The 25,818-nt window shown below is 30.1% G+C and carries 21 protein-coding genes; 6 read left to right on the top strand and 15 right to left on the bottom strand.

What is annotated here, in order from left to right; genetic code table 11:
- Window positions 1–3 precede the first annotated feature (3 nt).
- The 6 genes from AQ1685_RS01345 to AQ1685_RS01320 form a co-directional block, all read right to left on the bottom strand.
- Window positions 4–708: a methyltransferase domain-containing protein gene (locus tag AQ1685_RS01345; RefSeq protein WP_095068942.1), complete on the bottom strand. Its 705-nt coding sequence runs from the start codon at window positions 706–708 to the stop codon at window positions 4–6.
- Window positions 705–1,835, bottom strand: coding sequence for an NAD(P)/FAD-dependent oxidoreductase (locus tag AQ1685_RS01340; RefSeq protein WP_095068941.1), 1,131 nt, complete (start codon window positions 1,833–1,835; stop codon window positions 705–707). Before AQ1685_RS01340 ends, AQ1685_RS01345 begins: the two co-directional genes overlap by 4 nt.
- Window positions 1,822–2,358 (bottom strand): YceI family protein, encoded by a 537-nt coding sequence (locus tag AQ1685_RS01335; RefSeq protein ID WP_095068940.1) that lies wholly within the window; start codon window positions 2,356–2,358, stop codon window positions 1,822–1,824. The genes AQ1685_RS01340 and AQ1685_RS01335 overlap by 14 nt, the downstream gene beginning before the upstream one ends.
- Window positions 2,359–2,485: 127 nt before the next feature.
- Entirely contained in the window at window positions 2,486–3,019 is a 534-nt protein-coding gene (locus tag AQ1685_RS01330) for a YceI family protein (RefSeq protein WP_095068939.1), read from the bottom strand.
- Between the two features lie 170 nt (window positions 3,020–3,189).
- Window positions 3,190–6,144 carry a leucine--tRNA ligase gene (locus AQ1685_RS01325; protein ID WP_095068938.1) on the bottom strand — a complete coding sequence of 985 codons (2,955 nt, stop codon included), beginning with the start codon at window positions 6,142–6,144 and terminating at the stop codon, window positions 3,190–3,192.
- Between the two features lie 421 nt (window positions 6,145–6,565).
- Window positions 6,566–7,726: a LytR/AlgR family response regulator transcription factor gene (locus AQ1685_RS01320; protein WP_095068937.1), complete on the bottom strand. Its 1,161-nt coding sequence runs from the start codon at window positions 7,724–7,726 to the stop codon at window positions 6,566–6,568.
- Between the two features lie 128 nt (window positions 7,727–7,854).
- Between AQ1685_RS01320 and AQ1685_RS01315 the strand changes: the two genes are divergently transcribed.
- The 3 genes from AQ1685_RS01315 to AQ1685_RS01305 are packed head-to-tail and all read left to right on the top strand — an operon-like array spanning window position 7,855 to window position 9,698.
- The gene (locus tag AQ1685_RS01315; protein ID WP_095068936.1) at window positions 7,855–8,280 is read left to right on the top strand and encodes an OB-fold protein; all 426 of its coding nucleotides are present in this window, start codon (window positions 7,855–7,857) and stop codon (window positions 8,278–8,280) included.
- Entirely contained in the window at window positions 8,273–8,818 is a 546-nt protein-coding gene (locus AQ1685_RS01310; RefSeq protein WP_095068935.1) for a YceI family protein, read from the top strand. Before AQ1685_RS01315 ends, AQ1685_RS01310 begins: the two co-directional genes overlap by 8 nt.
- Entirely contained in the window at window positions 8,805–9,698 is an 894-nt protein-coding gene (locus AQ1685_RS01305; protein ID WP_095068934.1) for a DUF5777 family beta-barrel protein, read from the top strand. Before AQ1685_RS01310 ends, AQ1685_RS01305 begins: the two co-directional genes overlap by 14 nt.
- Window positions 9,699–9,732: 34 nt before the next feature.
- Here AQ1685_RS01305 and AQ1685_RS01300 read toward each other — a convergent pair whose 3' ends face one another.
- Window positions 9,733–11,139, bottom strand: a complete 1,407-nt coding sequence (locus tag AQ1685_RS01300) for a hypothetical protein (protein ID WP_095068933.1) — start codon at window positions 11,137–11,139, stop codon at window positions 9,733–9,735.
- 235 nt (window positions 11,140–11,374) lie between these two features.
- Here AQ1685_RS01300 and AQ1685_RS01295 point away from each other — a divergent pair, with 235 nt between their 5' ends.
- Window positions 11,375–14,236 (top strand): leucine-rich repeat domain-containing protein, encoded by a 2,862-nt coding sequence (locus tag AQ1685_RS01295; protein ID WP_095068932.1) that lies wholly within the window; start codon window positions 11,375–11,377, stop codon window positions 14,234–14,236.
- 87 nt (window positions 14,237–14,323) lie between these two features.
- On the opposite strand, the gene AQ1685_RS01290 is transcribed toward AQ1685_RS01295, so the two are convergent.
- The 8 genes from AQ1685_RS01290 to tyrS all read right to left on the bottom strand — a co-directional run bounded on the left by AQ1685_RS01290 (window position 14,324) and on the right by tyrS (window position 23,883).
- Window positions 14,324–14,866, bottom strand: a complete 543-nt coding sequence (locus AQ1685_RS01290; protein ID WP_095068931.1) for a DUF2911 domain-containing protein — start codon at window positions 14,864–14,866, stop codon at window positions 14,324–14,326.
- Window positions 14,867–14,949: 83 nt separating this feature from the next.
- Complete coding sequence (locus AQ1685_RS01285; RefSeq protein WP_095068930.1) at window positions 14,950–16,188, bottom strand: PepSY-associated TM helix domain-containing protein; 1,239 nt, start codon at window positions 16,186–16,188, stop codon at window positions 14,950–14,952.
- A gap of 2 nt (window positions 16,189–16,190) precedes the next feature.
- A complete protein-coding gene (locus tag AQ1685_RS01280) occupies window positions 16,191–18,539 on the bottom strand; it encodes a TonB-dependent receptor (RefSeq protein WP_095068929.1) in 2,349 nt (782 codons plus the stop codon).
- 19 nt (window positions 18,540–18,558) lie between these two features.
- The gene (locus AQ1685_RS01275) at window positions 18,559–19,374 is read right to left on the bottom strand and encodes a DJ-1/PfpI family protein (protein WP_095068928.1); all 816 of its coding nucleotides are present in this window, start codon (window positions 19,372–19,374) and stop codon (window positions 18,559–18,561) included.
- Window positions 19,375–19,385: 11 nt separating this feature from the next.
- Window positions 19,386–20,417, bottom strand: coding sequence for a transporter (locus tag AQ1685_RS01270; RefSeq protein WP_095068927.1), 1,032 nt, complete (start codon window positions 20,415–20,417; stop codon window positions 19,386–19,388).
- A 196-nt stretch (window positions 20,418–20,613) separates the two neighbouring features.
- Window positions 20,614–20,982, bottom strand: coding sequence for a hypothetical protein (locus tag AQ1685_RS01265; protein ID WP_095068926.1), 369 nt, complete (start codon window positions 20,980–20,982; stop codon window positions 20,614–20,616).
- A 69-nt stretch (window positions 20,983–21,051) separates the two neighbouring features.
- Entirely contained in the window at window positions 21,052–22,284 is a 1,233-nt protein-coding gene (locus AQ1685_RS01260) for an aspartyl protease family protein (protein ID WP_095068925.1), read from the bottom strand.
- 294 nt (window positions 22,285–22,578) lie between these two features.
- On the bottom strand, window positions 22,579–23,883 hold the full coding sequence (tyrS, locus tag AQ1685_RS01255; RefSeq protein ID WP_095068924.1) for a tyrosine--tRNA ligase: 1,305 nt from the start codon (window positions 23,881–23,883) through the stop codon (window positions 22,579–22,581).
- 188 nt (window positions 23,884–24,071) lie between these two features.
- On the opposite strand from tyrS, the gene AQ1685_RS01250 reads away from it, so the two are divergent.
- Window positions 24,072–24,689 carry a hypothetical protein gene (locus tag AQ1685_RS01250; RefSeq protein ID WP_095068923.1) on the top strand — a complete coding sequence of 206 codons (618 nt, stop codon included), beginning with the start codon at window positions 24,072–24,074 and terminating at the stop codon, window positions 24,687–24,689.
- Window positions 24,690–24,758: 69 nt separating this feature from the next.
- The gene (locus tag AQ1685_RS01245; protein ID WP_095068922.1) at window positions 24,759–25,763 is read left to right on the top strand and encodes an NAD-dependent epimerase/dehydratase family protein; all 1,005 of its coding nucleotides are present in this window, start codon (window positions 24,759–24,761) and stop codon (window positions 25,761–25,763) included.
- Window positions 25,764–25,818: the final 55 nt, after the last annotated feature.

Below are 25,818 nucleotides of genomic sequence, written 5' to 3'. Positions count from 1 at the left end.
TATTTAATGATGCTTTATTAACCATTGGTAACGGAATGCCCATTTCCAAGTAATTGTGCTTTTACCAGATAAGTTCTTAGCAAAACTCTCTAGTTCTTTTCTTTTAAATCCTCTTAAAATAGATACCAAACCATCGTTCTTCACCATTTTGTTATTGATAAATAGTGTAATAATTTTGAATAAATAATAAGCTAATTTATGTCGATGTAAATCGTTTATCACTAAACCTAACTTGGTTCGATCTTGAATTATTGGTAATAAATTTGCTATTTCTTTATCTGAAAAATGATGCAGGAAAAGTGTAAATAGTGAAATATCGTAAGACAGCTTTTTAAATTCATCAGTCAGGATATCTTGTTTCAAATACCGAATCTCTGGATATTCTTTTGACAACTCAATCGCATAATCTATTGTAGTTTGATTTGCATCTACTCCGATCAAATCAAATTTATGGCCTTGTTTTCTTCCTAATTTGGCAATTGCTCTTAACATATCTCCATTACCACAACCCAAATCAATTATAGAAATCACTTTCTCTTTTGGTTGATCTTTACAGAGTTTTTTTACGCCATTTAAGGTTAACATATTACCTCCTAGTACACGATTAATTTTAGCAATGATGTCTAGTGTTTTGATTAAGGTTTCACCAGACATATCGAAATCATCCATGATTTCTTCTTCTTTGCTTCTATATTTGGTATTGATCATTGTATTGGTTTGAGGTATTTCCCATGTGTTTTTTTAATAATGATGGGTAAAATCCATGGAAATAGTCGTAAGCCCAAGGTAATCATTTCCGAAAAGAAATCCATATTAAACAAAGCAGCAAGTTTTCTTCCCATTTGTAAACGCTTATTAAAAGCTTTTCTCCATTCTCGAGTATACATTTCTTCAAGCTCTTCTCTCGTTGAAATCTCTTTATTGAAATATTGTATGATAGTTTCTGAAGCTATTTGCGCAGAATGAATTGCCATAGCCATTCCGTTTCCGCAAAGTGGATGAATCATTCCTGCAGTATCGCCACACATCAGCATATGATTTTCTACAGGTTGTTTTTCAGCAAAAGAAATCTGACTTATGGTTAACGGACTTGGGAACATTAATTTAGAATTCCCTATAATTCTTTGTAGTTGTTTATTTTGTAAGAGGACTTTATTTTGAAATTCATCAATATCTGTATACTTTTTAAAAGCATCGTAACTTGTGATATAACAAACATTAATATGATCGTTTTCTACTTTAGAAACTCCGCAATATCCTCCTTTAAAATTGTATAATGAAACTTTATCCTCAGGAAATTCTCCTTCGTAATGTGCTTTTACTGCCAGAAAAGGTGATTTTTGCTGAATAAAAGAACGTTTTAAACTAATATCAATATTAGAACGCTTTCCATATGCTCCAATAACAATATCTGCTGTGAAAGTTTTGTTACTTTTTGTAGTTATCGTGAAGATTTCATTCTGAAAATCAATTTGATTCACATAATCATGAACAATTTCAACACCATTTTGTTTAGCTAAATTTGCTAATTCATAATCTAATGTATATCTACTGATTCCAAAGCCACCTAATGGTAATTTTGTTTTTATAGTCGTATTAGTCGAAGTCGATAACGTAAAATCAGTAATTTCTTTAGCTTGAAACTGAAGCGGATTAAAACCTAAGGATTGTAAATAAGGTAAAACTTCGTTTGATATATATTCTCCACAAACTTTATGCTTTGGATATATATTTTTTTCAATGACTGTTACGTATATTCCTTTTTTAGAAAGATGAATAGCACTTACCAAACCTGCTAAGCCCCCACCAACGATAACCACCTTATTTTGTACCAAGATAGTTTACTTTAGCTATTACTTTTTTAGATAAAATGAAGCTGCTTTTCCCAACTTTATAGTCTAGTCTATTAATTTCAAAGTCAGCACTAATATTTAGTTTATTCTCTTGATTTGATACTTTTATGGGAATAGTTACAATTTTGGTAATTCCTTTAATGGTTAAATCTCCTGTTAATCTAAAAGAGTTAGCATCTATCATTTCAATCTTTCTAGATTTTAAAGTAATGTTAGGATACTTTGTTACATTAAAATACTTCTCTTTTTTTAAGCTTTTATCTCGTGATTTGTTGTTCGTATCTACAGTTGACACGGCTATTGTAGTGTTGATATAACTATTTGTTAAATCATTTTTATTGAAGTTTACATCGAAGTTTACATCAGAAAATAGACAATCTACATAAGAGCCAAAATTCTTAATCTTAAACGTAATTTTTGTTTCAGATTGATTCTGAACAAATTTTTGTGCCGTAAGATTCCATGTAGTAACACATAGAAAAGCAAACATAATTAGTCTTTTCATCTTGATGTAAGTTCGTTTGAGTTTTACTGGATTGAAGATAAGAAAAATTACAGTTTGTTTAAACTCACAAACATCTTAATAACTAAACTTTAAGATTATATAAAATTAATTGAATGTTAGATCAATTTTACTTAACCGCTAAAAAATTCACATTTGTAATTACTTTCCTAGATAATAAGAAACTACTTTTTCCTACTTTGTAGTCTAATCTATCAATAGTAAAACCTGATTTGATACTAATCTTATTTCCGTTTTCAGAAACGATTAAAGGTAAAGTTACTGATTTTGTAGTTCCTTTGATATTTAAATCTGCCTTAAGATTATATAAGTTAACAGCGACTTTCTCTATCTCTGTTGATTTTAAGGTAATTGTTGGATGATTTTTTACATCAAAGTAATCTTCAGATAAAATTTTATCTCGATACGAATTATTAGTATCGAATGAATTTACATCTATCGTAGCATTTAAAAAACTAGATTCTAAATCTTTTTGATCAAAATTACCATCAATGTCTACTTTTGTAAATAAGGCATCTACATAAGATCCAAAATATTTAATTTTAAAAACAACGGTAGTTTTTGATACGTCTTGAGTTAGCTTTTGTGAGTGGATTTGAAAGGCACTCAAGAAAACGAGCATTAAGGGGATTATTTTTTTCATCTTGTAAACCTTTTACATTAAGTCTGTTAACAAATAACAAAAACTTAATAAAATTAGTTAATAAGATAGGGGATTTTTAATGAAAAACCAATTTAAAAGAAATAAAAACACAAAAAACTATAAAAAAATAGGCATTTATCAATCTTTTGTAAATGCCTATTTTTATTAAATTATCCTACGATATTGATAATCTTTCCAGGCACAATAATCACCTTTTTAGGTGTACGTCCTTGTAATTGTTCTTGCGTTTTTTCGTGAGCCATTACTGTTTTTTCAATATCTTCTTTCGACATGTCTAATGGTAAATTAAGCTTGAAACGCATTTTTCCATTAAAAGAAATTGGGTATTCTTTTTCAGACTCTATTAAGTGTTTTCCGTCAAACTGAGGGAAAGCTGCAAAAGCAATAGAGTTTTCATGACCTAATTTACTCCATAATTCTTCTGCGATATGTGGCGCATAAGGAGAAACTAAGATTAATAACTCTTCTAAAATTGCTTTGTTATTACATTTTTGAGCAGTGAACTCATTAACCGCAATCATGAATGTAGAAACTGAAGTATTGAAAGAGAAATTCTCAATATCTTCTTCTACTTTCTTAATTGTTTTATGTAATGTTTTTAAGCTGTCTTTAGTTGGTTCACCTTCTGAAACTTCAAAGTTTTCTCCGTTGTGGAATAACTTCCAAAGTTTCTTTAAGAAAGAATATACTCCAGAAATACCAGAGGTTTTCCAAGGTTTAAATTGCTCTAAAGGTCCTAAGAACATTTCGAATAAACGTAAACTATCTGCTCCGTATTCTTCACAAATTAAATCTGGATTTACTACATTGAATTTGGATTTAGACATTTTTTCAACTTCTCTACCTACAACATATTTCCCTTCTTCTAAAATAAACTCAGCATCTTTAAAATCTGATCTCCAATTTTTAAAAGCTTCAATATCTAATTCATCTGAAGAATTAACAAAAGAAACATCAGCATGTGTTGCTACATCTCCAAACCAAATTTTACCTTCAATACTCTTAAATTCAGGATACTCAGATATTACCTTTTGTTTAAAAGATTCATCTTCAAAAAAATGTTCAATATTTACATCAAGGTTTTTAGAGACAAAAAACGGTTTAGTTTTTAAAGGATCATATTGTTTTGTACCACTTTTAGATTCAGTCATTTTATAAGCAATCCTTCTGTATACAAAAGCAGAAGTTCCTAAGATCATTCCTTGGTTGATTAATTTCTTTGCAAACTCATCCACAGGAACTAAACCTAAATCGAATAAGAACTTTTGCCAAAAACGTGCATATAATAAATGTCCTGTTGCATGTTCAGAACCACCGATATATAAATCAACTTCTTTCCAATACTCAACCGCTGCTGCGCTCACAAACTCACCATCATTTGTAGCATCCATATAACGGTTAAAATACCAAGAACTTCCTGCCCAACCTGGCATTGTATTTAGTTCTAATGGAAATATAGTTTCATTATCTATTTTATCATTTGAAACAACAGCATTTGTAGTTGTGTCCCAAGCCCAAACATCAGCATTTCCTAATGGTGGTTTACCATCTTCTGTTGGTAAATACTTTTCAACTTCTGGTAGAACAACAGGCAAATGTTGCTTCTCAATCATCTGAGGCATTCCGTCTTTGTAATATACTGGGAATGGTTCTCCCCAATAACGTTGACGACTGAATACTGCATCACGTAAACGATAGTTTATTTTTCCGTAACCAAATCCACGTTGTTCCATTTCATAGATTACAGTTTTCATCGCTTTCTTGTATGGTAAACCATTTAAGAAATCAGAATTCGCAATAACAGACTTTTCTTTATCAGCAAAAGCTTCTTCAGAAATATCAACACCTTCAAAAATATTTGGAATCTCTAAATCGAAATGTTTTGCAAAATCGTAATCACGTTGGTCACCACAAGGAACTGCCATTACAGCACCAGTTCCGTAGCTTGCTAATACATAATCACCAATCCAAATTGGCACTTGTTTTCCAGAGAATGGATGAATTGCATATGCTCCTGTAAAAACTCCAGAAATTGTTTTCACGTCAGCCATACGATCTCTTTCTGAACGTTTTGCCGTAGCTTCAACATAAGTTTCTACTGCTTCACGTTGAGCATCAGTTGTAATTTTCGCTACCAATTCATGTTCTGGAGCTAACGTCATAAAACTTACTCCGTAAATGGTATCAGGACGCGTAGTAAACACATCGATATTAGCATCGTACCCATCAACTTTAAAAGACACCATTGCTCCTTGCGAACGGCCAATCCAGTTGGTTTGAATATCTTTTAACGGCTGAGGCCAATCAATTCCACTTAATCCATCTAATAAACGTTGTGCATAGGCAGAAATTCGCATCGACCATTGTGTCATTTTTTTACGAACAACAGGATGACCTCCACGTTCTGAAACTCCGTTTACAATTTCATCATTTGCTAAAACTGTTCCTAAAGCTGGACACCAGTTTACTTCTGTATCAGATAAAAATGTTAAACGATATTGTAATAAAATTTCTTGTTGTTTTGTTGAAGAAAAACCGTTCCACTCATCAGCAGTGAACGTAATGATATCTTCATCACAAACTGCATTTACAGTTGTATTTCCTTCAACTTCAAACTTTGCAATTAATGTACTTACATCTTCTGCTTTATCTGAATCTTTATTATACCAAGAATTAAACAATTGGATAAAAATCCACTGAGTCCATTTATAATATTCTGGATTTGATGTACGAACTTCTCGAGACCAATCGAATGAAAATCCGATTTTATCTAACTGTCCGCGATATGTTTTAATATTAGTTTCTGTAGTTATTGCAGGATGCTGACCTGTTTGAATTGCATACTGCTCTGCAGGTAATCCGAAAGAATCGTAACCTTGTGGGTGCAATACATTAAATCCTTTATGACGTTTGTAACGCGCATAAATATCACTTGCGATATATCCCAATGGATGTCCAACATGTAATCCTGCTCCAGATGGATAAGGAAACATATCTAACACATAATATTTTGGTTTATCGGAAGTGTTACTCGCTTTAAAAGTTTGGTTTTTTGCCCAAAACTCTTGCCACTTTTTTTCGATTTCTTGGTGATTGTATTGCATTCTTTAATTTTATTCCTGTCATTAAAAAAACGACGTAATTTAAGCTGCAAATTTACGGTAATTTCAGGATTATAAAAGTTTTAGCTAAAGCAATTCAAAGATAAATTTAAGTTATAAAAAAAGGACAGTGCTGGGTAGGCACTATCCTAGATAATAGAATATAAAAAACTTGGTTTAATTTAAACAATTTTAATGTTGTTCTTGAGCTTATAAAGGTATTTTCACAATCGTAAATCTCAAATATTTATATTTTTTTTATTGAAATAACTCTAAATAAAATGTACATACTTGATTTCAATTCACATACAAATAACTATAGAATCTAATAAAGACAAGCTATTAGACTTTGTGAAAAATGAAATATATCCGTTAAAGAGGAAAAAAAAGGTTTAAAAGGAAGTGGGAGCTATTGTTTTACAAACTACATATTCAACCATTGTTTAAACTCAGCAGCTTTATTTTTACTAATAATAATTTCTTCATTAGCATTAGAGTTTAAAACAATCTTTAATTGACTTTTTCCGTATTTTATAATTTTATCGATAGCAGATATACTTATGATATATTGTCTGTTAGCTCTAAAAAACAATGTTGGGTCAAAGTTGGTATACATATCATCTAAACTTGCGTTAGATGTAGACTTCTTTCCGTCGAAATTTACAACATAAGTAATTGTATTCTCCGTATACACATATGCTATCTCGTTTATTAGTACAGGTACTAATTCATTTCGCATATATGTTAAGATTCTTTTTCTGTTTGGTTCGTTTACCTCAGTTTCGCTTGGTTCTAAAACAACCTCTTCTTTTTCTTCTATTTGAGTAGCGAGTTCGGCAGCAATTTTAGCTTCTCTTTCTAAATCTTTTTCTTTTTTCTCTTTATAATTTACCAAATCGGTATTCAATTTAGACAAATTAATAACTTCAGACTCTAAAGAAGTATACTTTTCTTCTAATTGCTTCTCATATTTACTTCCTATAATACGAACAGCCACAGATGATAAAACAATAACTAATATTCCCATTAATAAGAAAATTAAATAAAAGTTACGTTTCAATTGTTGTAATTGTTTATCAATGCTACTTACGTTCACGTTTGCAGCTATTAATAAATCGGTGCTTTTTACTGGAGCAGTATGAATTACCTCTACATATTCTTTTCCTTTTTCTTCTGATCTGTTTGAAACAAGAATATCATACAAATCTTCAGAATTGTTCTTTTCTTTTAATGATTGTAATAAATTAGAATTTGATTTTTCAATCTCTCCTAACTTCGTTTTATCTGGATAGCATACTTTTTTTCCAGACCAATCTAAAACCGAAATAAACCAAGCGTTTGAATTTGTTCCTAAAATAGTGGTTTGCAAATTTTCTAAAACCGCTTCTTTATTTAGATTATTTGCCAATTGAAAATCTATAATGCTAGCAATTTCATTTGCCTCTCTTTTACTGGTTTCAACTTGTACTTCTATTAATTGATTTGCACTTGCCTTAATAAAATATTTGGCTGCAATAAAAGCAATAATTAAAAACACAACTGTTATTGATAAAACAGTAAATAGATATAATTTATCTTTTTTCATTTGGTCTTATATAAAAATGATCAATAATCATTTTTTCCTTTTCATCGTTGTATTTTCCTTTTCATTCAAAATTATTCTAAATTAATTAAAATAATTAGTTTTCTTTGATAGAAATTAAATATAGCTCTATGGCTAAAAGATATAGCTTCCTTTTAAAAAGTGTTTTTTTACTCGTCTTAGGTATTTTTATCTATCAAGCTATATTTTTTGATAAAAGTATTAAAAAAACTGAATCGGAATTTACTATTTCTGCCGATCAGCTTTTGAAAGAATTTGAACAAAATGAAACTCAATCAAATAAAAAATACACGAATAAAATTATTACAATTTATGGCAGCGTAAAAAACATATCTCATTTAAACAACCGGCGCACAATTATCTTAAACAATACTACTAATTCTAGTATTATTTGCGATTTAGACGATAAAGAAACAACCAATATTAATACTATAAAAGTAAATCAACAATTGTACATAAAAGGAATTTGTAAAGGATACTTAAAAGATGTTATCCTTTTAAATTGTTTTTTAGACACACGAAATAACCATGAATAAACTACGACTTTTAGTAATTCTTTCCTTTTTTAAGGTAGGAGATATCTTAGGACAGCAATTTATTGCTCGGCAAGGTCAAGTTACCTTCTTTTCCTATGCTTCTGTAGAAAATATTGAAGCTAAAAACAATCAGGTATTAAGTATTCTTGACTTTGATAAAAAAGAAATCGCAGCAACTATGCTGATGCGAGCATTTGTTTTCAAGAAAGATTTAATGCACGAACATTTTAATGAAAGCTACATTGAGTCTGATATTTTTCCAAAAGCAACTTTTGAAGGAACTCTTTTAGAAGGTCTTGAAAATGCAGCACCTCAAACGCAATTAATTAAAGGTAAGGTTACTATTCATGGAGTTACGAAAGAAATTGAAATAAAGACAACAATTCAAAAAACATCAGATAGTTACAACTTAACTGGTGAATTTAACCTGCCTGTTCATGATTTTAATATAAAAATACCACCAATTTTATCAAATAACATTGCTAAAATTGTACTTGTAAAATTTAATTTCCAATATTTACCTTATGAGAATAACTAAACTATTATTCACCTTTATTCTAGCATTACTAGTAAATTTTGTTAGTTATGCACAGGGACTTTTGGATAAATTAGATAAAGAATATCCTAAGAACCCAACATATGAAATGGCTACTTTTAAAACAACAAGACTAGGTTTGGGCCATTCCGTAGAAACTCGTAAAAAAGGGACTTTAGAAATATCTTGGTATAACAGATATTGGAACAGACCTAATGGAGAAACTCAGTTTTTTCTTGCAGATGAAGTTAATATGCGATTTGGTTTAGATTATGCTATTTCTGATAATTTTGCCATCGGTGTTGGTTACAGTACTTGGGATGAAATTGCTGATGGATATTTAAAATATAAGTTTTTAAGACAAACAAAGAAAGGAAATCCTTTTAGTATGGTTGCCTTGCAAACTATATCTATGACAGATAATATGATGAGTAGAAGTTTATATGGAGCCAATTCGTCTTCTAATAATTATAGCTTTACTTCGAAAATTTTAATTGCTAGAAAATTCAATCCAAAATTATCGTTACAAGTAAGTCCGTTTTTAATTTTACGAAGTCAGGAACCAATGAATAATAATCCTGGAGCACAATACGGAGTTGGATTTGGTGGACGTTACAAAGTAGGAGGTCATGTATCAATAGTATCAGAATATTATGCTGTATTCAATCCTATTAAAACGATTAAAACATATAATCCTTTTATGGTAGGTGTAAATTGGGAATTAAGTCATTTAATGTTACAATTTCATATGACCAATGCTCGAACTTTTGCTGAGGATGCATTTATTACTCAAACTACAAATAATTTCAACTTTCATGACGGTAACTTCCATTTTGGATTTAATGCAACATTCGTTTTACAATTAAGTAAGAATAAACTTTAAAAAAAAACTGAGAACCAATGGTTCTCAGTTTTTTTTAAACATGTAAAATAGAATTACAATAATAGTCAAGGTAATCAACTTCAGGACTACCAGGAAATTTTCCACCTTGGTATTGATGACTCATTTTACTTGAATAATTTCCTGAATGGAAATAAGCATACTTTCTATCATGTCCATATTCATCATTATAAACCCAAATCATTCCTATATCTTTAAAGTCTTCGTAATATTTATTTAAATATTCTTTAAAATGATAATAAATATTACCTCCTCTATTTTCTCTGTGTCTAACTTTATCATAAGCATATTCAATTGTCTTATAATCTCTTGGAGTAGGTCTACACTCTTTTTCTGTTTTACTTAAAACAATATTAATTTTACCTTTATTATCACCACCACCAACAATTTGTCGAGGATAAAATTTAAAATAACCTGCTACTCCATGTCTATCGTAACCTGATACAGGATCATAAGTAATCACAACCCAATCGTACCAAAACCATTGTTCAGATAATATCTTACCTAAAATATCAGCTGATTCTTGTAGATTATCTGCTGATAATTTTTGAAAAATTTCATTTTCACAATAACTTGCGATATATCTATCACTTACTTCTTCCTTCTTTACATTAATTAAAGCATTTTTTAGTCCAGTTTTTATCTCTTGTATTAAACCATTATACATTATTTTTTTATTGTCGATTTCATTTAAAATTCGATCATGACTTTTTCCTTCTCTGTCACCTCTAATCCCTACCAAAGTACCCTCTAACTGCATAGCCAATATTACATAATTTAAAATTGTATTTCCTACAACCATTATGAATCTGATATCTCCAAAAGTTTGTTCTTGAGATGCTACTAATATATTATCTCCACTCAACGTACTTCCATTAATAAGGTTAGTAAGTTCTTGGGCTTTATCAAAAATAACCGTCTGATTTATAGTTAGTAAGTCATCATTTTCAAAATCTTTTATCTGTTCTTCTTTAACATCTTTATCTTCTTTTAATTTCTTGTAAGTCATCATTTTATTATTCAAGGCGTCAAAAACATACTTAGCCTCAGAAAATCTATTTGTAAAGAGCTTATAGTTAATATAAGTTTTAAGCCTATCGAATTGATAATCCATGCGAGACCTTAAATCATCAATTTGTTTAGAAATATTAGATAACATTTCTATCATTTTTTCTTCAGTACTTTTCTCTCCAGAAAGAAAAGTTGCAATCTCTAATCCTGCACTTAACGCTCCAAAAACATATGATGCACTTCCTATACCATCTAGTCTTTTGATAAAATCTTGGAGTTTACTTAGAGTTCCTCCTTTTTCTAAAATCTCCTTAGCTTCATCAATATAAGTTTGTGTTTTTTCAGCCGCTTCTTTAGCTTTTTCAATAGCTTCTTTAGGTGAAATTTGAATACTTGAATTTTTGTTTGACATAATTTTAATAATTGAAAAGTTAACGAATCTAAGTTCTCTTTTTTTAAAATTTAAAAACTGCTTTTGACTTTAAGCGGAACATATTAAACCATAATCGTAAGATTATCAAGCATGATTTTTTTTAAAAAACTCTTTTCACGGAAAACAGGGTGGTTTTCTTTGTACAATTCTGCTAGTTTTGACATTGTTATATAAGCAATGAAGATTAGCACTAGAAAATAAAAAAACTTAGCATATGAAATGTACTACAATAGAAGAAGCTCTTAATAATTATAAAGAAGTTACACATCTTTACTTAAAAGGTGAAGAATGTAAAAAAGCTTACACAGAAGAGATAGAAAAATTCACCAATTTAAAATCGCTTCACTTTTTACCTAATATTGAAGAATGGTCTACTTTTCCTGAAGGATTTAAAAAGTTAGAGTTAGACGTTTTACATATTTCTGGAGTTCGTATCAACGAACTTTTAGGAATGAAAATAAAACATTTGGGCATTCAATTAGCGCATATTGATTTAGTACCGCTTTGTAAAAACTTTCCTGATTTAGAAGAACTCACATTGGCTTTTGGAAACGCTGAATTTTCTATTCCAAAAGAAATTGAGCAATTAACCAAACTACAAAAGTTATCAATTAAACAAGGTACATTAACCAATGTTGCCGACGAAATTAAAAACTTAACGAATCTAAAATCTTTAGAACTTCATGGTTTAGGTTTTGAAGAATTACCAATACAATTTGCAACTATTCCTAATGTAAAAGAAGTTACACTAAAAAACTTTTACATGTTAACAACGTTACCTGAAGAAATTAAAAACTGGAAAGTTCTTGAAAAAATTAACTTTAAATTCTGTTTTAAAGGTAGAGAGGAAAAAAGTTTTGAAGATGAGTTATTTATAGAAGACACACCAAACACATTACCTACTGCAATTTCGGGATTAAAAAACTTAAAAGAGATTCGTTTAGAGTTTTGTCCTATTCAAAACCTTGACCCGATTGCAGAACTAAGTCATTTAGAAGAAATACATATCACTCAAGCTAAGTTAAATACAATTGATGCTGTTAAAAACCTAATAAATCTCAAAAAATTAGATGTTAAAAACTCATATGATCTTAACAATGTAGATGCTCTTAGTGAACTCATCAACCTAGAATATTTAGATATTTCTAGTTCAAAAATTACTGATTTAGAACCTTTACATAAACTAACAAAACTAGAGTTCCTAAACATTAAAGGATGTACATTGGATAAAAGTAATTTTAATGTAAAAAATGCCCTTTTACCTTTATATAATTTTGAAAATCTGAAAACAGTAAAATCCTCTCATCTTACAAAAGAAGAATGGATTGAAAGAGATAAAAATGAGGCTACAAAAAAGAAATTTTCTCCTGAAGAAATTATCGCTGTTTTAGAAAATAAGGATAGTAATCTTATTACAATCGAAGAAGTATTGAATTCCATTGGTGATATGGAGTTTGTTTTTAAGGTAAACAAACATGATGCTTATGACAGCACTTTGAAAATACCTGTACTTGATACTATTGTAACTTCTTATGCTGAAAAATTGAGCGAAGAAACTTTAAAAAAGTTGATTTCTGTTAGTTTTGCTGATACCGGAATGGCTGATAGTTATGAAGTAACTACTATTGTAATTCGTGAATTTATAAAACGTAAATCTGTAGCAGGACAAAATCATGTTGTAAACGCTTTTATAAATTGTATGAAATATTACGATGCTGGTCATCGTTACTTTGGCTCTACTGTTCACGACCAATTAATTGATAATTTCTTGCCTCAGTTTGAAATTGAATCTTTAGCAAAACTAATACTTTCTGTAGGAAACGGAATAAAACATCCAGAATACGGTGATGGAATATGTGAATTGTATGCTCCTGCTTTCAGCAGGATGAAAGAAGATAATACTTATGAAGCTGAGATCGTAAGTGATTTTACCAATTTCATATTTGAAAATGTTGATGAATCAATCATATTAGATATTATTGATGACGTTTTAGAAGAAGATATTTCTAATGATACTAGAGAAGTAATTGTGAAGATTAAAAATATTGCTTCAAGAACTCATAAGGCTTTAAAAAGTGAAAGCGCTTCTGATTTTGAAATAATGTTGAAAGATGTGTTAAATGGTGATTTACCTTCATATTTATTTAACGATTATGATTTAGAGCGTTCATTTGAGAACTTCAACATTCAAGAACTTTCTTTTGATCTTTTACATAAGGTTTTCGACTATACATTTTTTGCAAAAAGTTACAGAACATTAAACAATTTAAACAAAGTACTTTTTTCATTAAATCGTGAAAAATTAACTACTTATTTAGAGGATATTTCTGAAGATAATGAAGAAGTAACTCAAATGCTTATTAAGATTTTGGACTACAAAGTTTCTACTACTGAAAAGAAGTATATTGACAAAGATGCTTATGAAAGTTTTGCACTAGAATTTAAATATAAGCTACAAGGAAAGTCTAAAGAAGATATCGCTAGAGAATTGGCTGAAAAGAAAGAAGCTGAGTTAAAAAAGGCAGCAGCAAAAAATCAGAATAATAAATTAAAAGAAGCTTTTCAGCAATCTTTAGCAAATGGTGATAATTCTATTTTTATCTCTGAAAGTAAAAAAGTAATTTCAGAAGAACTGTTAAACGATTACTCGTTTGACATGTCTAATTTCACAACCAAATTGTTAATTAACTCTTTAATGCGTGGAGATTTTAATTCTGCTAAAAACGTATTCTTAAACTTTACAGAAAACTTACTTCCTGTTGTTGGAATGTCTCATAAGACAGATGATGTAGCATCGAACGCTATTGTATTAGCTATAATGGCTAAAGATAAAGAAGTAGAATCTTTAGTGTTTGAAAAATTATTACCAAAAGATTTTAAAGCTAAAGATGTAAGTAATGAAGTTTTAGCTTTTAATTTATCGTGTTATTATGCTAAAAATGAAAAGAAAGAAGACATGTTAGATATGATTAAACAGTCGTTAAATTTAGGAAAACAAGCCAAGCAATTTCAAACAGACTCTGACTTTGAACTGTATTGGCAGGATCAAGATTTTATTGAGGTTTTAGAAGCCTAAATAAAATTATCATATTTAAATAGCAATTATAAAAAAAGCCTTTTAAAAATTTAAAAGGCTTTTTGAAGTTATTCTTATTGTGTTATTTTATCCTTTTATAGGAACTGAAACAACAGTAGTTCCCCATCCTAAGTGCATGTTGGCATTTTCTCCTTTACCATCAAAAACAATAGAGAAATTTTCTAATGATTTTTTTGATGTAGAAACCTTTCCTTTTACTCTAACTACATCTTCACTTTCTTTATAAAAATAAGACCCCCAAACATTTAATGTTGTATTCAAAATAATAGTCCATTCTTTATCTCCAGGAATAGCAAACAATGAATATGTTCCTGCTTTTACAGGTTTACCTCCAAAAGTAACATCTTTATAAAATATAATTTCAGCTGCTTCATTAGCACCTGTTCTCCAAACCTTTCCTTCTGGAACCAATTTTGCTAATGGTCTACCTTTTAAATATGGACGACTGTATACTACTTTTATTAGCTTATCTAAAACTCTTTTACTTGTTGGATAAACTGAAGCATCCATTGGACTTTTATCTAACTCTAGAAACTCCTGTCCAAAAGTATTATTGGAAAATACTAAAGCTAAAGCAAACACAACAATTGATAAAATCGATTTTTTCATGATTGATTGTTTTAAATTATAATTTAAAGATTCGTCTATTTATTTACGAAACCTTACATATAATTTAATTAATTTTTTGTGAATCATGTATTCAAACTTTTTCTATTTGTAAAAAGCTCTGAAAGATAAATTAGAACAACACTTAATCCAAACAAAGGGAAAATTACTCCTAAAAATAGTATCGCAATGACTAAACCATAGTTTTGCTTGAAACTCTTTGGTGATTTGGGTACACTCAATTTCCCTTTTTGTTTTCTGAATATATAAGAAAAAATTGCTGCAATACTTGTTAAGGTTAATAAAACTGCTATAGCAAACATTAAATACCAATTCCATCCACCAAACTCTCCTTGATGAAAAGCCATTAACCACATTCTAGCTCTCATTAATACTCCAACATCACTCCAATTGTGAGACTTAACTAGTTCTCCAGAATATTGATCGAAGTGAATCATTTTTTGTCCAGAAAGCGGAAAAGTTTTATTTGAAACTGAGAATGTACTTTTTACTGATTTTGGTAAACCTACTGTGATTTTACCTGACAAATTTTGTGCATTTGCAATGCTGATCATTTCATCTAAAGACAATCTCTTTTCTTTAACTGTAGAAGTTAATCCACGACCACTCCACGTTTTTGGGTAACCAGTGTTTGTCCATTTTTGAACTTTCTTAAAGTTTCCTCCAAAAACATCTGTCCAAGGAAAACCTCCTGCTAATACGATCAGTAATAAAATAGAAATCCAGAAACCAGTAACTGCATGTAAATCTCTAAAAAGAGTTCTCTTTCCTTCTTTTAATCGCACTGTGAAAACACCTTTAATTCCTCTTACAAAAGGAAACCAAATGTATAAACCTGATAAAATCAAAACGACCATCCAACTTGTAATAAGCTCAACTACTTTTGTTCCTACTTTTCCTCCCAAAAGTTCACCATGTAACTTTCTTACAGAATACATCCAAGTATCTTTAGCTTTAAAAGTACCCGAAACTTTTCCAGAATACGGATTAACATATACAGATTGTTTTCCTCCAAATCTTCCGGCAATAAATTCGGTACTTAAGTCACCATCATCGAGAACTACTGAATTTAATTTTCTTTTAGAGTTTTTCTGAGCGATCTCCCATTGTTTATCATAACTCAGTCGTTCACTTTTTTCTTCAGGAATTAATTTTTGTATTCCTTGAATAACTTCGTTTTCTACATCTGATTTAAACAGGTAGATTCCACCAGTAATTGATAAAACAATTACAAACGGCAAGGAAATGATACCTGCAATGAAGTGCCATTTCCATAACCATTGATTTAATTTTCTGTTTTTCATTTTTAAAAGTTATACTTCACTCCAAAATGAAAAGCTCTAGGATTACCGATACTATAGCTATTTTCTCTTCTCCAGATATTATAACTAGCTCGTACAGCATATAATTCATCAAAAATATTTAGTGCTTGTCCCCAGAATTCAAAATCATAAAACTTAAAACTTCCTCTGAAGTTGAACACGTGATGTCCATCGTAAGTTGATGTTCCTAAAATATCATTTCCTGCAGTATCAGTTCCAACAACTACTTGATTTTCGAAACTTGTATTGTAACTTCCAACTTGCTCGTGCTCTAATGTTAATGTTAAATTATTTAGCGGCTTATACGTAATATTAGACATCGACAAGTAATTTGGCGCTGTTTGCATATCTGTATTTGAATAATCTACACCGTTATCGAAAAACGAAATATATTTATGCGTAGCATAACTTCCGCTATAGTTAACCGAAAGGTTTTCTAAAATTTGATATTTAAGCCCAAGTTCTACACCCTGTGATCTAGTTTTTCCAGCATTTAACTGAACAAAATCTCCCGACACATCTCTAAGAGAAATTAATCGATCTGTTCCATCTAATCTGTATACCGCTACATCTACTTTTAATTTCGATGGAATTGTAAAATATCCTCCAACTTCGTAGTTATCGAACTTCGCTGGTTTTAAATCGAAAATTGTAGCACCTGTACTACTATTTCTACTATTTCTGAATAATGTTGATGTTTGTGGTGGTGTAAATCCTTTTGAGTAATTGCTATAGAAACCTAAGTTTTTATTCACATTATAGTTTAACCCAAATTTTGGTGCAACACTGCTATAATTTACTTTAGTATCTACAACTCCTGCCTGACTTTCAATTAAATTATTATAATCGTAACTAAACTCATCAAAACGAACAGCTGCTGTAACTTTTAAAGCTTCAATTGGTGAAATTTCAAACTGTGCATATCCTGCATAATTAAAAATATCCGCATTATAATTTAAAATGTAATCTCCAGAATTGATTGTAAAATCAATGTTCTTTCCTGTTTGTGTATCTACAACTACATCTACAGTTTCTGCAACATAATCTTGCGGAGAAAAATCGGCTGTCGCTCCTACCACTAAAGAAGCATCTTTAAAATTAAAATCTAATTTATGTTGAATTAAACCAACATAACTTCTAAATTGATTTGAATTAATTTCACCCGAACCTGTTCCTGTTAATTGTCCCATGTTTCTATCTTGGCGAACTCGATACGATGGAAGTTGATTCATGATGTTGTTTCTGTAAATAAAGTTTACAGAAGTTTTGTTACGATCGTTCCAAACTTTCTCTAAAGTAGATCGAAAACGTAATGCTTGTGCTTCACGTTCTGTAAAAGTTTGATCACTTTCGTAATTCCCAGCTAAAAAGTTTTGTTCAGAAATAGAACCAGTCATATCTGATCTGTAATCAATAAAACTTACCGAATTTATCCAACGTAAAGTTTCAGAGAAATTATTTTCGTTCTTAAATGTGATGGCAAATTTCTCATAATCTGAATGTCCAACAGGACCATTATTTCTTTGAATATAATGTCCACCAACATAAAATCCGTATTTCTCATTTGCAGTTGTAGAAGCTTCTGCCTCATATCTTGTAATTCCAAGATCATTTCCTTGGATACTTACAGAGCCTCCAAAATCTTTTCTAGGTGATTTTGTAATAAAGTTAAAACTTCCACCAATAGCTTCACTTCCGTAAATACTAGAAGCCGGACCTTTTAAAACTTCTACTTTTTCGAAAGTAGTATTATTCATTTCCAATAATGCGTTGTGATTAAACACAGCTACAGGACGAATTGGTAATCCGTCTTCAACATATAAGAATAAAGATCTTGTTGAAATAGGAGAACGAACTGCCATAAAATGTTGTTCGTTACTCGCAGCTTTTGAAGAACTCATAAAAACTCCAGGAACTTGATTTACTAATTGTTCAATTCCGAAAGCTTTTGTTTCTTCAATTTGCTTACTTGTTAATACTCCAATAGCAGCAGGAACTTCTTTTCTTTGCTGAATTTCTCTACTTGCTGATACGATAACCTCATCTAAATTTTGAAGATTTTCTTGTAAAATAATCGTATTAAATTCTGATGATAATTTTACAGTTTTAGTAGTAAAACCAACCATCGAGATTTTCACTTGATTATCGTTAAGCTTAATCATAAATCCACCTTCAAAATCTGTAGCTACACCTCTTTTTGTGTTTTTTACTGAGATTACTGAAGCTCCAAAAATTGGATTTTGATTTACATCTACTACTTTTCCTTTATATAAATCTTGTGCTGAAATATTTAGGACTAACATTAATAGTCCTATAATGATCAGATTTTTCATTTTTACTTTGTGTTAAATACTATTTTTTATGAATTATTTGTAAACTGTCTATAGATGATGCTAGCATTGTATCATACATTAATTCGATCATTTGACGAACTTTTGTATTTGTTTTCTCTGGACTTCCTCCTTCTATTGGAGGTTTAGCATCGTACTCCATATCTAACATGATACCTTGGGTATAATTTTCGCCCCAATTATCTGCTACAATTGCGAGAGACATATCCATTCCGGCAGTTACACCAGCAGAAGTCCAATATTTACCATCTTTTGTATATCGTTCATTTGCAGGAATTGCTCCAAATCTGGTTAATATTTCTTCTTCTCTATACCAGTTTGTTGAAGCTTTTTTGTCTTTTAGTAATCCAGTTGCTCCTAAAATCCAACCACCAGTACATACTGAAGCTGTGTAAACAGAGTTTTCATCAATTTTTCTAATCCAGTTTAATAACTTTTTATTGCTAGCTGCTTTTACTGTAGCAATAGTTCCCCCTGGAATTACTAGAATATCTAGCTTTTGGACAGAATCAATAATTGTATTCACTGAAAACTCTAATCCATTAGCTGATTTCACAGTTCCAGACTTTAATCCTACTAATAATGCCTTAACCCCACTACTTCCAAACACATATCGTGGACCAATAAAATCCATAGAATTTACTCCATCATAAACTAAAATACCTATTGATTTTATAGTTTGTTTTGGTGTACCAAATATCTCTTTCATCATATCATTATGATTCTCGATAGTGATATTTTTATCCTTCACTTCTTTTTGAGCTGTATTACAGGCAATAAAAATTAAACCTGTTAATACTAGATATAAACTTTTCATTAGAAGTTACACTACAACGAATATTGTAAGCCAAAAGTTAATGTCTCTCTTCTCTCTAATTGAATTCCATTAGGTTCTTGAAATAATGGTTGTGCATATTCGAATCCGAATCGTACATTTTTAAACCTTCCTTCAGGAATATAAATGTTAAACCCAAGTCCTCCATTAATATATTTTCCTCCTGAGTTAAATGTATCGGCAGTGGTGACCATCATCGGATTTAAATTTGGATTTGCTCCATTAATTCGTTCTTCTGCAACTACTTCTCCTCTGGCAGAAAAACTTAACCAATCTGTAGTTTTATATGCAAACCAAGAGTTTAAATTATAACGATTTCCTAAAGAATAATCGAAATCATTTCTTCCAAAACGATACAATCCTTTTAACTGTGTTCCCCAAGAAAAGTTATTAGTTTGACCTAAATATGTTAAGCCTAATTCTGCATCAAAAGTTCCACTACCGATTTGCATTGGATAAGGCAATTGAATTTCGTTTGGAGCAGACATTGGCGTTACATCTTTTGCTTCTAAAGTTCCTGTAGGAATTGATAAACTAACGTTTGCATGTAATGATTGACGATCTTTATTGATAAATTTATATAAAGCTCCGATTTTAATATCTCCAAAACCAGAAGAAGCTGTAGCAAATTGATTCGTCATTCCTGTTGGCATACGCATTTGTAAATCCATTTCATTTTGCATGTACATTGCCATAGCCATCACTGTGATTTTATCCGTTACACCGTACATTACTCCAATCATATGCATATCCATTGGCATATTAAGTGGCGTTACCATATAACCACGATTGTGAGCTGCTGTATTAGAAATATCTGAAGTTCCGTCTAATAAACCTTCCATATTCATCCTCATATATCTGTAAGAGAACATTACATCACCTTTTCCGTGATAATGATCTCCCATAACAGAGATTGGCGCATGACCATCAGGTCTTCCTGCTTTCCATAAATTTTCTTTTTCTTGTGCGTATGTATTTACCATTGCTATTAACGAAATAGCAACAATCATTAATTTGTTTTTCATCGATTGTAATTTTTGATTTCTGAATTTTAAAATTGAATCTGTTCAGAAATCTGCATGAATAGTAAACTCTCACGATATCGGAAAGAATAATAATTCATATTAATTTTTTTATATATTGAATACGAGTTTGTTGATTGATAGTACTATCAATCTTAAAAGAGTGTAAGTCCGTTATCGAACTCCTTAAATAAATAAATTATGCAGTGGGTGGATGAAAAACTGAAGGATGAAATAAAAACTTATAGTTTTTATGATAACCGAAGTTAGCTTTTTGTTTTTGCTGGTAATCATCTCTTTTCTTTACTTCTAATACAGAAACAAAACCTATTGGATATTCTTCCATAGCTATTCGTAAAGAATTGAAATCATCTTCTTGTTGTTGCTTAAGCTTTTTCATTAATTGACATTTACCTTTACAACTAAGTTCTGGTTTGTCTTTGTTAATACATAAAACTTTAGCGATGTAATCGTAATTAATTGCGTACTCTACAAAAGGAGCTATTGGTCGCAACATTGCAATTAAATACAATAGTACAAAGAAATATGTTGTTAATTTTAACTTCAAAAAAAGCTTGTTTATCGATTTGCAAAGGTAAATCAGTTTTAAAACAACAACAATTAAATTTCACTATTTCTAATGAAAAACAGGTTCTTTTACTATCGTTATTTCTTTAACAGAATTATTATGCTTTATCTTGACTTTTAAGGAATCTGATGTGTTTTTTCTATTTCTATATTCACAAAGTGCTTTTTCTGAATCCATTGATTCATTGTTGTATGATAAAACCTCTGCATTTAAAGGAATTTTCATTTCATCTGCTGAAGAATTTTCTAGAATACTTTTTACTATGAGCTTGTTACTTTCTTCATCGAATTTTGTTCCTAAACCATTAGATTTCCATATAAAATTCGGAATACTATCATAAGGTTCTAAAATCATTTTCTTTGATTTCCAGCTTAGTGTTGTCTTGTACTTTTTGAAAAAACCTAATCCTAATAAATTAGCTGAAGTTGGAGACATTAAAGCAGGAACTTTTTGAATATTAAACGGAGTTTTTTTGAAATATAAAGAATCTAAAAGTACTAGTTTTTCTGTATCACTAGATTTAGATTCTCCTCCTAAACCTTCTGAACTTTTCCCAAGATATTTTCTGGTTTGTAATTTTAAAGAATCCTTTAACACGGATTTCTCTACTAAAGAAAGCACACCGTTGTTTCCTAAATCTACAAGTACTGACTTCGATTTCTTTTCTTTTGAGAACTGAATTGATGTTCTGATATGAAAACTAGATTTATTCACATGTAATGGTATTTCTATTTTGTTTTCATTGAATTTTAAATCATTTAAAGATTGTGTTATTGTTATTTGCTGATTTTCAAAATCTATTTGCCAATCTACGTTTTTCATGGTTCCATTACCAATTAATCCATAAATTTCATCAGTACAATTAAAATTAAAACCAAGTTCTTTAAAGTTCAGGTTTTCAATACGCATTTGACCAATTTCAATTGCGTCTACTTTTTTAACGCTCGCTAAGAAAAAGTTGCCTGTTGCTCCTCTACCTATCATTTTTCCATTAGATTCTAACTCAAATTCATTGGAGTGATGTTTAAAAATAAAATTTGAAGCTCCACTATCTAAAATAAAAGGATATGCTTTTTTACTATTATCAAACTTTACATCAATAAGTATGTGTCCGGATGTTGAATAATAAAACGGAATTGTTATGGATTTTTCTTCTCCAAAATATAGTTCTCCCTCACTTAACTTTTTTTGTTGTTGTAAAAAATAATATAAACTACCTCCTCCAAATAAAATAAGTACTCCAATTAGGGATACAGTGATAATAATAATTCTTTTTAGCATAAATATCTTTTTGTGTATTTGTATGATAACAAAATGGTTTCGTTACAAATAAATTTTTATTTTAATTTATTCTAAATAAATAATTATATTTGCATCGAATTTACAGAAAGTATGATTGTTTTTTATTCACCTAAAAAAGAAATAGTTAAAACATTACCAAAGGTTAGTGCTTGTAATACTGACTGTGCTGCTAATTGTTTGAAGCCTAAAAGTAAATGCTGTAATAAGTATAAGAAAAAAGGCATCAACTGTAAGCGATGCCCTTTAAGTTTTGATATTAAGATAGCTTCTTAATTATTCTGCTTTCAATAAAAAATAATTTCTTCTTCCTCTTTGAAGAATTACATATTTATCAGCAATCAAATCATTAGAAGTAATTTTATAATCTTCTTTAACCTTTACTTTATTTACCGCTATCGAGTTTTCTTTTAAAGCTCTTCTAGCATCTCCATTCGATTTTAGGAATTGTGTTTTTGCTGCTAATGCACCAATCATATCTAAACCAGCTTCAATTTCAGCTTTCTCTATAATTGCCTGAGGTACACCTTCAAAAATATCTAAAAACGTTTGTTCATCTAAACCTTTTAAATCTTCATCTGTAGATTTTCCAAAAAGAATATTAGAAGCCGCAATTGCTTTATCTAACTCTTCTTTAGAGTGCACAAATGTAGTAACTTCTTCTGCTAATTTCTTTTGTAAAGCTCTTTGATGCGGAGCTTCTTTATGTTCTTCTATTAAGCTATCTATAGTTACTTTATCTAAGAATGTAAATATTTTAATATACTTTTCAGCATCTACATCTGTGGTATTTAACCAAAATTGATAGAATTTATATACTGAAGTTTTACTGGCATCTAACCAAACATTTCCTCCTTCGGTTTTACCAAATTTAGAACCGTCTGCTTTTGTGATTAACGGACAAGTCATTGCAAACGCTTTTACATCTTCTCCTGGGTTCATTCTTCTTACTAGTTCTGTTCCTGTAGTAATATTTCCCCATTGATCTGAACCTCCCATTTGTAATGCACATTTATGTGCTTTATGTAAATGATAGAAATCATATCCCTGAATTAATTGATACGTAAATTCGGTAAACGACATTCCGCTTCCTGTTTCTCCTGAAATTCTTTTTTTCACAGAGTCTTTAGCCATCATGTAGTTTACAGTAATTCTCTTACCTACATCTCTAGCAAATTCGATGAAAGAAAAATCCTTCATCCAATCATAATTATTCACTAAAACAGGCGCGTTTTCTTTTGTACTATCAAAATCTAAAAATCTTGCAAGTGTAGCTTTAATTCCGTTTACATTCTTTGCTAAAGTTTCTTCATTTAATAAATTTCTTTCATCAGATTTTCCAGAAGGATCTCCAATCATTCCTGTAGCTCCACCAACTAAAGCGATAGGTTTATGACCTGCTTTTTCTAAATGCACTAACAGTATTATTGGTACTAAACTTCCGATATGTAATGAATCTGAAGTAGGATCGAAACCAATATAAGCACTAGTCATTTCCTTTTGAAGTTGCTCTTCCGTTCCTGGCATCATATCGTGAATCATACCACGCCACTCTAATTCTTTTACTAAATTTTCAGTCATTGGTGTAAATTACTTTGTGTTGACAAATATACCATTTACAAAATTTTAATTTCTAAGAATATTCATAAACCAGCAGTTTAATTTTAATTTTCATTTTTTTACAAAATTTTAATATCTATTTCATGTGACTTTTAGTGTTTTTTATGGTCTAAAGACTAAATTTGACACTTAAAATAAAATTTATAAAGATGAAGAATACAATTAAATTCCCATTATTATTTGCCCTAATTTCAAGTTTATTTTTCTTAACTAGCTGTGGCAGCGAAGATGAAGTTGTTGGCGGAGGAGATCCAGTTGATCCACCTGTAGCAGTTACAACTTATTCTGCAAGATTATTAGCTGCTCCTTTAGGTGATGAAACATCATCTACTTTTATGACATTTTATAACAATACAATTCATAAAATTAATGAGGCTTCAACTACTGGAAGTTCTTGGGATTTCGGTTATTTTTATGGTACAAGCAGAAAAGCTTCTTTTGCTTCAGTAAAAAATTATCCAACAGATGTTTTCGATTTAACTGAAATTGCTGATGCTGATAAAAAAGAGTGTTTCTTTGCTAAGTCTACTGTTTTAACAGCTGCGGATTTTGATGCTATTACTTTAGAATCTGAATTAAACAGTGTTGCTAAACCAACAACACAATCTGTTACTGGATTAAACGTTGGTGATGTGATTGAGTTTCAAGATTCATATGATAACAAAGGACTTATTAAAATTACAAGAATTGTAGAAGGAAATGGAGCAAATGGACAAATAGAGTTTGACGTAAAGATTCAAATTAATAATATTCCTGTTCAATCGTAACAATAAAATCATTTTAAAATTTAAAGGTTGCTTTTAGGCAACCTTTTTTTTTATCCATATTTTTGAAATATGATTTTAGTTACTGGAGGAACAGGTTTAGTCGGATCGCACTTATTATATTTTCTAACTAAAGAAAATGACGATATTACTGCTATTTATAGATCAAAAGAAAAAATCACTGCTACTAAAAAAGTTTTTTCTTACTACACTGAAAACTATAACGAACTATTTGATAAAATTCACTGGATTCAGGCGGATATTATTGATATTCCTTCACTAGAAAAAGTATTCTCAAAGTCTTATACTTATGTTTACCATTGTGCTGCTTTAGTTTCATTCGATCCTAAAGATTACCAGAAAATGAGAAAAGTGAATATAGAAGGAACAGCTAATTTGGTGAATTTCTCAATAGAAAATACTGTAAAAAAATTCTGTTTTGTAAGCTCTATTGCTGCTGTTGGTGATGCCATTAATAACGAAATTGTTAATGAAGAAAATGAATGGGTAGATACAAAAGATAAACACGGATATGCGATTAGCAAATACGGTGCTGAGATGGAAGTTTGGAGAGGAAGCCAAGAAAACATGGATGTTGTTATTGTAAACCCTGGTGTTATTTTAGGAAGTGGTTTTTTTCATGAAGGATCTGGTAAAATGTTTAGTCAAATACAAAAAGGATTAAAATTTTATACAGAAGGAATTACTGGTTTTGTAGGAGTTAAAGATGTGGTAAAGTCTTTAATTATGTTAGCAAACTCTAACACAATAAACGAGCGCTTTATTTTAATTTCTGAAAATAAATCTTTTAAAGAAATATTTCAAAGTATTGCCAAGAATTTAAACGTAAAGGAACCTAAAATTAAAATTAGTAAGTTGGTAACTTCTGTAGCATGGAGAATAGACTGGTTTCTAACTTTAATCACAGGAAAACAGCCTTTTTTAACTAAAAATTCTGCTCGTTCTGCTCACAACAAAGAATACTACAGTTCACAGAAGATTATAGATACTTTAGATTTCGGTTTTGAACCTATTGAAAAAGTTATTGAAGATGTTTGTAATGACTATTTAAAATAACTTAAAAACACTTCATTTAATCAGTAAAAGCACTATATAAAAAACGCCTTTTTAT

It is taken from the genome of Tenacibaculum jejuense, assembly GCF_900198195.1.
Taxonomy (GTDB): Bacteria; Bacteroidota; Bacteroidia; order Flavobacteriales; family Flavobacteriaceae; genus Polaribacter; species Polaribacter jejuensis.
Note: the sequence above shows the minus strand (reverse complement) of the source record. Positions and strands in the feature narration are given on the sequence as shown.